Raw genomic sequence first — 11,857 nt, 5'->3', positions numbered from 1 at the left:
TCAGTTCACTCCCCGCACGCGCTGCGCGAACCTGCTCGCGAATACGTACGCCATCTCCGATAGGGGCGCTGAGGTGGATGCTTGATCGACTATGCCGTCATCGGCGACCAGGAAAACCATTCGGCCGATAGCGATTTGGCCGTTGGCCACCGGAGTGAACACCTGCCATCCCATATCCAGCCGGTCGGCAACGAGGCGGTCTAGCGGGTAGTTGGTGGTATCGATCTGGTTTATCCGGCAGAAGTTGACGACAAGCTCCTTGGCCGTGCTCTGGTCTATCGGGGGGTAGTACGGAAGGAGCACATTGGTGGCGTCGAGCTGTGCGAGCGCCTCCGCGATGTCGAATGATCCGGGCACACCGTCGAGGAACAGCCGCGTCAGGTGACTTTCGGAGGCGATGCGTGCCTCGGCGGCGCGCACGAGATCGATTGCAGCGTAATGATTCCTGTCAGAAGGCTCGACGCCGATGCGCTGCAGGATGCTCTTGATCAGGTTGGCGGTAGTTTGGGCCGTCCACACGCCCGGGACACCGCGGGCAATCTCATCGGTTGGCTTCCACGGGGTTTCGCTCTGGATGAGCGGACGAGCCTCCGGCAGATCAGAGCGGTACCAATGTTGTCCGTCCCACCAGTAGCAGAACGACAGCAGGCCGTTGGCCGTACGGGGATCCAGGTAGAGGTTGTGCACCCAAGAGGGTGCGTTCCGATACAGGTCCGGCCAAGCGATGGCGCCCTTGTATGCAGCAGAGAGGAGTTGAGAGTCATTGCTGCCGCCGGACAGAACAGCCCGGTTGCCGGGCAGGCGCGAGAGTGTGCAGCCGCCGTTGTCGCCCAGATACAGCTGAAAGGCAGGATCAGCGCGAGGACCAACCGGGGCGTCGGAGCCACGGCAGAGGGCGGATAGCACGGCAACGCGCGCCCATATTTTGGAGAAAGAAGGGATTTCGTCATCGGATTGGCGGGCATCGCTGACGGCTATGGCCCGGGCCCGGGCGGCGGTGCGCATCTGTTGGCCTTCGTTGCCCATGTAGGCGAGCAGCCACAGCGGTGCGTCTGGTCGCGGGAATTCCTCGAAGTCACGCAGATACGCCTCGGGGGGCAGGCGCAGCTCGACGGGAATTTCGTTGTCACCGTAGTCGAATGCGACCTGGAGAGCGCCGGAACTGTCACAGTCAAACATCAGGCGAAGCCAGGGACCGCGTTCGGTGATGCTGATCAGGCGATGGGTGCGGATCGGGTCGATGACATCTGAAGTGATGGGCATCCGTACAGGGCCGTCGGGTGTAGTGACGACAACACTCGCGATCTCTTGGCCACCGGCGAAGCTGAATGCGCCGTGCAGACTCTCCCACCCGGCGGGCGCGGCTTGAGCGATCGACTGGACGACCTGCTCGACGAGAGCCTTGGGATCCTGGCCAGAGGGCGTTGGTTCGACGTCAACGCTGATACCCGCCTTGGCCAAGGAGTCGGCTGCGTAGCGGGTCGGGTCGAACTGTTGGGGCTCGGTCATCGGCCACTCTTCCTCGTTTTGTCATTCCGCATGGACAGCCAATTGGTCGAATCTGACGAATGCATATTTGGGTGTCCCAGGAACAAAAACTCGCAAAGTAAGCGTTGGGTTCGGTTCGTCATCGAGAACAACCACCTCAGTAGCGCCTGCTGGTAGATCGGCTGGCCAGCCCGCGTCGTCCGTTGGCTCGTGGGTGAGCAGCTTCGCGGTCCGGGTCCTAAGGCCCGTTTGATCGACGAGTACTTGTTGCCAAGGCTCAGTGCGATCCAGTTTGCCGTCGCCGAATAGTTGAAACGCGCGGTCGGCGATATCCGACTGATTCTCAGGTGTCATGTCCCAAGCCTCGGCATCCAGATCGTAGAACAGGTGGAGGGTCCCGTTTGCGGAATTCCTCTCGACAGTTACTGCTGCGGCATTCCAAAGGTTATCGACAGGCAGCCCCCCTTCTTTCCGAAGCTCTTCGATGATGCCCGTAATTGATCCGTGACAAGTGGTAGAGCCCGAATACCAATTCCGATTGAAAAAACGGAATCCTGACGAGCTTACAACCCTATCTCCGATATGCAAGAAGAATACATATCGGTCCCACGGTTTTTCATTTAGTCGGGTATCTGACTGCAGGAGTTCGACTATCCTGTCTATATCAGTCTGACTCATCCTGAATTCCATCCCTGTCGAGTTCGATAGGTTTCTTTAACTTCTTGATTATCTGGTCCACAGTGAGGCGTTTAAATTTCTGGCCACCAGTATTATCGAACTTCTTCTGATTGAAGTAAATTTCAGTATCAGTACCCGCCTTGTTGACGGCGTACTCCACTGAGACCGTATCAGGCCGCTCCGACGGTGGATTCAGGTCGATGCGCGCGTATACCTCGCCGCCTTGCTGGATGAAAGCGGCCCATTCGTTCTCCATGGTCTTAAAAGCGCCACGGTTGAAGTTGGCATCCTGCGGGAACAGATTTGCGAACTCTTGATCGAGGGTGAAACGAAATGCGGACATATGGCCGGCATCGTCTCCGTCATGGCCGGAACTAACTTCTCCCTGTGCACGCGTTTCGCTGCTGGGCCTCTCAGGTACAGGATCAAAAGTCTGTCGGTGTAGAAAGTCCACCCGAGCAGGATGGCCGTCCACGAGAGTGAATACCGCGGTGTTTCGTCCTACCGTGACTTCGATTTCTCTTACCTGGGAGTTGGGGAAATCTCCGTGGACACCGCGCTCAAAATCACGCTCGATTCGTGTGCGGTGCACGTGTGTCGTGTCGGGGTGGTTCATGATGTCAGCCTTGGCAACCCCAGGCTCACCTAGATGCGAGTCCCATGCGTAGTGGCGCTCTGTGACTCCTGGCTGTACCTCACGGGTCGTATGTGGCTCACCTGGACCATCGTCGAGCATGTAACGCTTGGGTGTCTTCTGTCTGTCGCTTGACTCGTCAGAGTCGGCGTTTACGTCATCGTGGGTTTCATCGCGATGGTCACTGCTTGAACGCTCAGGTTCACCTCGTGGAGGATGTGCATGATCCCGCGTGGAGTTGCTGGATAGGCTGCCCTCTCGAATTTGGGGTAGTTGTCCAGGGTTCTCCGGGTCGATCCCCAATCCCTCGTTGACGCTCTTCCGGCTAGAGGTGGACTTTTCGACTATCCGCTCGAACAGATCGCGGCCTTCACGCCCTTCCGCTGCATACCGCCGGACGACGTCGTCCCAGGAATGGTTGGGGTTTTCTCGGTTTAGCTTCGCCGCTCCATCGCGGTCAGCCATCAATTCGCGTGCCCACGTGCGTAGTTCGTTACGCATGCGGGCCATCGCGTGAGCGCGACTTTCCGGGTCTACGCCTCGCGCGACCATGTCGTCGTGTAACGCGCGCATTCGTTGCTCGCCATTGAGGTACACGGTGCGGGTCTCGTGTCCGGATAGAGACCCCGGATGGTATCCGTGCAGTTCCAATTGATTTGAGATGTGATCGGAGGGATAGGCAGCTTCGTAGAGGTGTGACTGTTCCTGCTGCTCGGTGACGTCATATTCTCGAGCCGGACGTGGTTCGGGACCCTCGTGAGTCTCGTTGGGCTGAGACCATAGAGGTCCGGCCTCGTCGCTGGACACGAGTGGCGTTGTTTCCCGATCGTTCCCGAATTCGGCGGGGCGATCGCCGATCATCTCCGTCGGACGGTTCAGGTCGATATCGGCGGGGCGAGCCTGATTGATGTCAGCCGGTCGGTCAGCGTCGAGATCGGCCAGCCTGTTTCGGTCAATGTCGGTTGTTTGGGTGTGATCGATTTCCGGCGGTACCTCGTGAATATCGTTTGTTCCCTCGGTGACCTGAGCCAGGTTCGGGTAGTCAATCTCCAGTCTGTCCCGTAGGCCGGTGTCGGGGATCTCATCGGTCTTCGGATAGGTGATCTCAGGTGGGTCCGTCTTGCCGATGTGGGGTATCTCGTCGCCGCTGTCCGGGTACTTGACGGTCAGCGGATTATCCTGTCCGACATTGGCTATCTCGTCGGACTTGGGGTAATGGAAACCGTCCTCGGGTGTCCGGCCGCGTTCCGTTTCGAGCGCGGTCTGGCCGATGCGTTGATGGTGGGTCGAGCGCTCGGCGTGGGTCGCGAGCTCGTGCGGATCCATTGGGCGGGTCGGGATGCCATCTTCGTGGAACATCGCGATGTCTGCATGCGTGACACGGTCGAGATCCCTTGGTGGCCAAGGGTGTGTGCCACCTGTTTGGCGATCGACCACGAGCGGGTGCGCGGGGTCATCCAGGTTCGGTTTGACGAGGAAGGTGTGCGCACCAGGGTGCCCCTCGGACAGGCCCGCGCGGTCGTAGGTATGCACCACGACAACCTGCTCGCCGCGCTGTGTGGCCGCGATGATGTCCTCGGTGGTGCCCTCGCGCAGGTGTGTGCCTAGCGCCGCCTCGAACGCCCCGCGCGTGGCACCTTCTGGCCCCACGTCACCGAGCGCGTCTCGCCAGACATGCGAACCGCCAAGATCCTGAAGCACCGACGGAACACATTGTCCCTGGCCGGGATAGCCAGTGGGTGGATCCGCGTCGCGATACGTTGCGGCATCGTGGCTCGCGCCCACACGGCCGTGCTGATCGGAATGCACGGGAGTGGCGGTGCCTGGGTCCGGCGTCTCCAATGTCAGCCGATGCGTATCCCCGGTCGAGATATGGACGAAGTTGGCAAGCGATTCAGTGGGGCGCGCATGTGGATCGATGGAGAGCCGCGTATTTTGGCCGTCGGCCTCAAAGTGCTCGGTGCTGAAGTAGTTGACGTGCGCGGTGATGAGCCCGTCTGTGTGATGCGGTGAGACATACTCAGCCGCAATGCGAGTCGCACCGAACTCGCGCATCGCAGGATCGAAGCCAAGTCCGCCTAGATGCAGCCGCCCCGATATCCGGTTGAAATGCCCGTCTTGGGTGCCGCCCACCCAGGTCACCAAGTCGTGGCTGTTTGAGGCGACATAGACGTTTTCGGCGCCGATTCCGAAATCGCTGGCGCGGTGCAGCGGGCCGGCACCTGGCGAACCAAGCAGGGTGACGGTGTCGACGTAGTTAGCGAGGCGGCCGTGTTGCCCCGCGAAGGCCGTCGTGGTCGACCCGTAGGAGTGTCCGAACATGTTGATTCGAGTGTCAGCGCCCACGGTCCCTGCTAGGGCCGCAACGTCGTGTGCGAGTCGGTATCCGCCCAGCCTTGCGAGAGTCGTACTCGGGGTGCGGGCCAGTCCGAGTCCCGACGGGGCGTCGTAACCGATCCATGCGATAACGGCGTTGATTTGGTCGGGCCGCTGCTCGTTGGAGCGTATGTGGTGGTTCTCCGCATTGATGATGTTGCCATCGATGCTGCGGATTGTGGACGTTATACCTGGCGTGTGCACCGATACCACCCGCGCCGCGTCGAGGTCTCCGACGGCGACTGCGATCCGCCCGTCACCGCCAAATGCCTTGGGATCGTATGCAAGTAGCTGACGTGTAGGCGTCGTTGCAGTGTCTGGCACTCCATACGTTGCGCGCCAGGTTGCATCGACGTTCTTGTACGGCGCCATGTCGTTGTCGAAAAGCGCCGCCAGGCGGTTGAGAGCGCTCGGCTTGTCGTGAGTCGGATCGAAGTGGTCCGGTTTGGGGTGCTCGTTTGGGCTGGCGAGGTGATCGTCCATCGCGTTGGCATATTCGCGAATTTGGTCTTCGAGCTTGGGGTGACGACTGACCATGTCTTCAACGAGGTTGTGGCGGTTGAGAGTGTCTCGGATATGGGCGGGAAGTCCGTCCAGATCGCCGAGCTTGGATTGGTGGCCCGGCTGAGTCTCATGGTTGATAAGTGACCTCTGCTCGTCGGGAGTCAGTGCGTCCCACTTCTCGCGAACAGCATGGGCCTGGTCGTGTGCATTGCGGGTGTCGTCGGCAGTGGCACCCTCATGCTGCCTGGTGCGATGCTCTTCCAGCGAGTCGATGGTGTGTTCCTCGCTGGACTTGTGTGACGAGTCTGATGAGTGCTGCGGCGACCGGGTGGTCTGGTCGCCGTCCCCGTGTCGATCGCCAGTCGAGTCTGTATCCGGCCCTCTGTAATAGGTCGTTTCCCCGGACGTCTTGTCGCCGATCCTGGTGGTGTCGTACAGCTTGTGCCGGCCTGGCGCGTCACCTCCGTCGGGCGTTACAGCGGCTTCGACGCATGCGGCCCAATCGACCGGCCCCATGCCTTCGCTAAGGATGTCGCGGAGGTTGGTGGCGCGGTCCACGGTGTGTGGCGTTCCCTGCGTATCCAGACCATCCGGCGGATGCAGGGTGTAGTTGGGCATCACCTCGCCTTCCGTATAGGTCCGGGAGTAGACGCCAGATACATCCTGGCCGGTCTCAATGCGGTTGCCGAGCCCGTCCGTGATCCGTGCTCCGTGTTCTGCGTACACGGTGACCGAAGTGCCCTTGGGAACAGTCACCGTTCCGTTTTCCGGGTTGTATGTGCCGTGCCCGCTGAGCTTGACTCGTCCGTCATCCGCGCGGGCGTCGTCGTTGACTTGGGTGTTCTTATCGGTGCTGCTCGGGTCCGATGATCGGGTATTGTCGCCACGCTCCGGGGTGGACCGTTCGGGGCTCACTGGCTCACGGCTCGTGGGGGTGTCGGTTCGGTTCTGGCTGCTATCCGAGCGAACTTGTTGTGGCGCATCCGATCTGGTCTGCGGTACAACCGGAGCAGCCTTGTCGTTGGAGGTCCCGGTTGGCTGCGTATGCGTCGATTCCGGGCCCGATGTGACCTGTTGTCCCGTAGGCGCGGATTCGGGAGCTTTGGCAGGCGTGACGGCGCTATCTGCACGATGTGTGGTTGGCGCCCCGGTGGCCTGCGAGCCAGGAGTCGCGGTATGGGCAGGAGTCGATGTGCTGGAGGGTGATTGGGCCGTAGTTGCGGGCGTGGAGGTGGTGCTCGTATGGGTTGTCGTCGTCGCCGAGGGGTGAGTCGTACTCGAGCTCGCGGCGGATGGCTGAGTTCCAGCAGGACCAGCAGTAGCGGGCTGGGTGCCAGCAGGATGCTGTGATGCGGCTTGCTGATCCTGGTGCTGCGGAACCGGCCCGGAGTCCGCGTTCGTTGCCGGATTTTGTTGGATACCTTCGGTATTCGTCAGGGTATGAGACTGAGATGAACTCTCTGCACCCGACGGTCCGGGCTGTTGTGTGTCGACGCCGGCCGGGGTGTGTGGCGCCGCCTCGGTAGTGCCGTGCGGTGTCGTGGTGGAGTCGCCGACATTAGGATGACTAGGCGCGGCCGAGTCATGCACAGCCGCCGCGAGATTCGGATGTGACGAGGTAGATCCGTTAGTGGTGCCGGCTTGGCTACCGTTGGTTTCATGCGGTTGCGAGCCGGTCTGCTGCGTGCTGTGCTGTGCTGTGCTGTGCTCGCCACCGTTTTGTTGGTGGGTAGAGGGCCCGGATTCCGTTGTGTTCGAGGTGCTTCCGCTGTGTGACGGCGAGCCGTTCTCCCCGGAGTTAGACTGGGATCCGTTGTGGCTGTTGTTGTTTGCGCTGGACTCGCTGCTGCTATTGCCGCCGTGGTCGGTGGTACCCGTGCCTCCATTATGTCCCGAGTTCCCGGTGTCGCCTGCGCTGGCAGCGTGAGTGTCGAGGCCACCATGCACGCCGCCAGACAACGCACCAGAGCTGGCTCCGCCGAAGATGGAGAGAGCGGAGAACTGCGTGTCGCGGTTTCCGGCCCAGAGTGCACCGGTTCCTGCGAGGTTCCCGACCACTCCGGCGGAGTATCCGGTTACCGCTCCCGAGGTAAATCGGCCAGCGGCGGTGTTGTTGATCTGCCCTAGCGGTGTGTTCTTCAGTAGCTTGCCCGCGCCAAACGCCGTCGCCTGGCCGCCGAGCGCACCTGCCGCGGAAGATATTGCAGTGTCGCGGATTTGGCCGGTATTGAACTTGTCCCGCATACCATCGTTGATTTGGTATGCCTGAATGCCCACCTCCTGTCCGACGCCAATCGCGGTTTCGAACACGACGTTGGCGGCGACTCGGCTAGCGCCGAGAGCGATCTTCTGGGCAGTGCTGCGAGCTGCCTGCCGTGCCACACGCTCCGCGGCCTTCTTGGCGGCCTGCTTTGCGACTGTCTCTCCGAATTCCTTGACGAGTTGTTTAATCGCGGTCCGAGCGCCTGCTTCGGCAAGTTTCTCGACGATCTGTCGCAGAAGTTGTGACATAGCCTGGCGCACAGCCATAGTGGTTAGCGCCTCGATAATAGGGATAGTGCCGAGTGACCCACCGAAAGTTGCCCAGGCTGAGGCCAGAGCAAAGGCGATCTCGACAGCTGCGATCCCAAGCGAGGTCAGGATCATCAGTTTCGTGTACTGAACTTGCATGGCGTGCGCGTCGCTGAGATCGGCGAGCCCGTCCATAGCCTCAGAAAGTTTGTCGAGTGCGTAGTCGCCTTCGAACCAGTCTTTGAAGACCTTATCGACGGCGTCGGCAGACTCTCCGGAGAACGATGCTCGGATTTCTTCCTTAATCCGATTCAGGTCTGGGACAAGATCTTTGAGTTCACCAGACGATGTTCGCCAGCCCGAGCCCAGACGCTTCATGGCATCTTCGTCGCCCTCCGGCCATTCCTCTCCAACAAGATAGGCAACCCATTGGAGCGAACCGGGGATCGTGATGGTCATATGCTGCGACCGACCTGCGTGGAATCGTCTGCCGACTCCGAGGAGGGGGACGCTTCGTTGGAGGGGTTGTGCTGCTGAGTCTGTCGATCACGTTCAATACCAGTCGCGTGATCTGGGTTATTGGAGAGTGCGGCCGCTGACACGGGGCGACCTGGCTGCTGTCCGGCCGGCCTAGCGCTGAGTGCTGCTGCTGAGTTGGGCTGGAATGGACCTTGAGCGCCCGAGGCCGCGGCCGAATTAGCTAATTTAGCAGAGTGCTTGGGTGGTTTGGCGAGATTCGGTGGCGGTGTTCCCGATGATGCCGGGGGAGTCGACCTCGGTGATCCGCCCGAAGGTGGTGCACCAGACTGCCCGACACCTTGATTGGGTTGTTGTGGGGGCTGAGGCGGCGATGATTGAGAGTTAGACGCAGCGACGGGCGCATCTGACCGTTCGCTTAGTGGGCTTACTGCAGCAGTTGCTTGGCCTGAAGCAGTTTGGCCCGCCGGCGTGATTGGCGGACCGACAGGGCCGCCGCCCCAGGAGGGTCCGGGCGAAGCAGGCTGAGAGCTCGCTGACTGTCCAGATGAACTCGCCGGCTGGGCAGTCGCTTCCTGTTGGTCTGACGGAGATGAAGACTGGCCAGAGCCGTCCGTTGCGAAGGCCGAGTCGGCCTGCGAACTGGGGTGCTGGGGCTGATTCGATGGCGGATCGTTCGGTTGATCCGGCTTCGTCTTGTTGGGATTCGACGTGGTTCGTGACGACGCTGAACCGGGGGATCCAGAACCAGAATTGCCGCCGTTAGATGTCCCGGACGGGCTGCCGTTCTGCCCGGCACTGTTGTCATCGTCCTGCTGTTCCAGAGTGTCCGCGGTGTCGCGGATCGTGTCGGAAAAGCTGTGAAGCGTTTTGCTTTGGCCGTCGAACACACCGCTCACCCATTTGAGCTGAGCGATGTAGCCGTTCCCGCCGCCAGCGAACTGCTGGCCGTCCTTTGAGCCACCCCATTTACCATCCTCGCTGTTTGCCCGGCTGAGGATCTGTTGGGTCAGCGAGTCGAATCGGCTCGCGAAGTCCTCAACGTGTCGTGCGTTGTTTCGCAGCTCGTCGGGAGAGAGGCTTACGTCGTCGCCAGCCACCGAGTGCGTCCTAGTCGATGGTTATGCACGACAGTCATGCTCGGATTCCAAACCAAGGCTCGTCGTCGCCTTGGTGATGGTCGCCCGGGTCGCCCTCAAGGTTGAGGCGAGACGGTGAGTTCGGCGGCGCCAGGGAGGGTTTCGGGATCGCGGCGGTGAAATCGCGAATATCGGGCGCATCTGGGATGAGCTCAGACAGCGACGGGAATACCTTGCGACGCTCAGCGGCGGGCGCCATCAACGCGGCGGCCTGGGATTGCACATCCTTGGCGGCAGCCTGCGCGGCCTGGGTTATGTGCCCACCAAGGTCGTCAACATCGAACTCATCGAGATAGTCACGATCGATCTTGGTTTCGATGACGATGCCTTGCGCGTTGACTGAAACAGTGACGAGCCCGTCGGCCGCTGTCGCAGTAGTAACAAGTGCCGCTTGCTTCTTCTGAATGGCTGCAATCTCAGCCATCTGCTCCTCGGCTTGCGCCAAGATCTCCGTGAAATCAATGCCGCCGCCTGTCACGTCAGTCGCTTCTCACCGACCACTGGCACGATCGCTTCGGCTTCTCCTAGGAGTTCTTCACCATTCTGCTTAGTACGAAGAGCCTTGTTGACTTTGTGTTCCTTGTCGCTGCCACCGCGGTTGCCTGCGGCAGGAGCCCCTCCGCCCATACCGCCGGCCGTTCCCTGGCCTGCGACTCCGGCTCGCGAGGCCTGAACGGCGGCAGTTGATGCTTTACCGGCGTTACTGACGGTGCTACCAGTCCCACTCCGAAGTGCCTTCTCAGCGCTAACCCCCTTGACGGCCGAACCGCCACCTGCGCCACCAGCCGGTTTGATGCCGCCCACGGCCTTACCGTTGTTGAGCGCGAGGGCGCCCTCGGGAATCGCGGGATTAGTACCCAAGCCGTTTTGCGACAGGCCGCCGAGTGCTTGGTTGAGTGCGTCGGTAGCCCCACTCAACGCCTGTTGACCAGCACTGGCAGCTTGTTTCGCCGCATCACTTAGCCCGCTGGTTATCCCACTCAGCGCCTGGGCAGGATTAGTGCTGGAATTGTTGGCATTCGGGTTCGTAGTGTTCTTATTCTGTAGATTCTTTAGCGCGTCGGTGTATTTCTTGGTATCCACAGGTGTACCCGACTTGTTGGACAGTGGGTTGCCGCCACCGCCACCGCCACCGCCACCGCCACCGTTTCCGCCTGGGCCGCCGAGGTTCTGTCCAAAAGTCATGTTTGGCGGAGATGGCAAATTGGGGAAGTCCTCAACAACTTTCATCGCCGCGTCCTGGTATGTGTCGCGGAAGAGTTGGACCGCCCGAGCATAATCTTTGATGGAGCGGTCAATTTCGTCCATCTCGTCAATAGCCTGCTGCGCTGGGACGTACCCATTGCTTCTGTTTCGCAGTCGACCATCGCCGTCGAGAACGTATTTTGAGTTGAAGTCGCTAATCTTTTCGTCTAATTTAGCCTTGTCAAAATTTCCATCTTCGATGAGTTTATCGTTAGGGTCCAGCAGCTTAAACTGGTCTTGAACATACTGAAATGCAGTGCTGAGCACGGTTAGTCGGTTATGGATTGCTTCCGACGACGGCGTGAAGTCGTATATTGAGGTCTTCGTGACGTTCTTTACTGCGCTATCGGCAGCGCTAGCACTTTCTCCTGACCAATGTCCGGACACCGATTCCTCCACTTTGGACTTGAAGGTTTCGGACTGGGTCTTCAGAGTTGTGCCCGCGTCTTTCCACGCGGTCGCGTAGCCCGTCATCCGCGTCGGGCTCAGCGCCTCACTTTCCTTACGTAAGGCGGCGAACGTCTTAGATTCCCAGTTGACCGCCTGCGGACCGTGCACGTACTTATCCAGCTCTTGCTTAAAGCTTCGGTCCGAAAGTAGACCCGGAACAGGACCGAGTAACCGACTATCAAACTTTGGCTTGTTCGGATCATTATCGGCTCCTGGAGTGGGGGCTGATAGATCTTTGAGCTTGCCGTCGGAACCCAGCAAATTCTGCCGATCGGGGAAATTCGTGTTAGTTACCCAGGAATCGTCGTACTCGCCGCCCATTGCAGCACCGAGATAATTTCCTACGCTACCCATT

Annotated in this window: 5 protein-coding genes; all 5 read right to left on the bottom strand. The window is 60.2% G+C overall.

Annotation, left to right across the window (positions count from 1 at the left end; translation table 11 throughout):
• The 5 genes from AB0H22_RS24550 to AB0H22_RS24530 all read right to left on the bottom strand — a co-directional run bounded on the left by AB0H22_RS24550 (position 1) and on the right by AB0H22_RS24530 (position 11,856).
• A complete protein-coding gene (locus tag AB0H22_RS24550) occupies positions 1 to 1,509 on the bottom strand; it encodes a hypothetical protein (protein WP_358149796.1) in 1,509 nt (502 codons plus the stop codon).
• A 21-nt stretch (positions 1,510 to 1,530) separates the two neighbouring features.
• Positions 1,531 to 2,166 (bottom strand): hypothetical protein, encoded by a 636-nt coding sequence (locus AB0H22_RS24545; RefSeq protein ID WP_358149794.1) that lies wholly within the window; start codon positions 2,164 to 2,166, stop codon positions 1,531 to 1,533.
• On the bottom strand, positions 2,153 to 8,650 hold the full coding sequence (locus AB0H22_RS24540; RefSeq protein WP_358149792.1) for an alpha/beta hydrolase: 6,498 nt from the start codon (positions 8,648 to 8,650) through the stop codon (positions 2,153 to 2,155). Before AB0H22_RS24540 ends, AB0H22_RS24545 begins: the two co-directional genes overlap by 14 nt.
• 1,152 nt (positions 8,651 to 9,802) lie before the next feature.
• Positions 9,803 to 10,285 carry a YbaB/EbfC family nucleoid-associated protein gene (locus AB0H22_RS24535; RefSeq protein ID WP_358149789.1) on the bottom strand — a complete coding sequence of 161 codons (483 nt, stop codon included), beginning with the start codon at positions 10,283 to 10,285 and terminating at the stop codon, positions 9,803 to 9,805.
• Positions 10,282 to 11,856 (bottom strand): hypothetical protein, encoded by a 1,575-nt coding sequence (locus AB0H22_RS24530; RefSeq protein WP_358149786.1) that lies wholly within the window; start codon positions 11,854 to 11,856, stop codon positions 10,282 to 10,284. The genes AB0H22_RS24535 and AB0H22_RS24530 overlap by 4 nt, the downstream gene beginning before the upstream one ends.
• Between the last annotated feature and the right edge of the window lies 1 nt (position 11,857).

Source organism: Mycobacterium sp. NPDC050853 (assembly GCF_040653875.1).
In the GTDB taxonomy this organism is placed as follows: Bacteria; Actinomycetota; Actinomycetes; order Mycobacteriales; family Mycobacteriaceae; genus Mycobacterium.
This window is presented reverse-complemented; position numbering and strand designations above follow the sequence as displayed.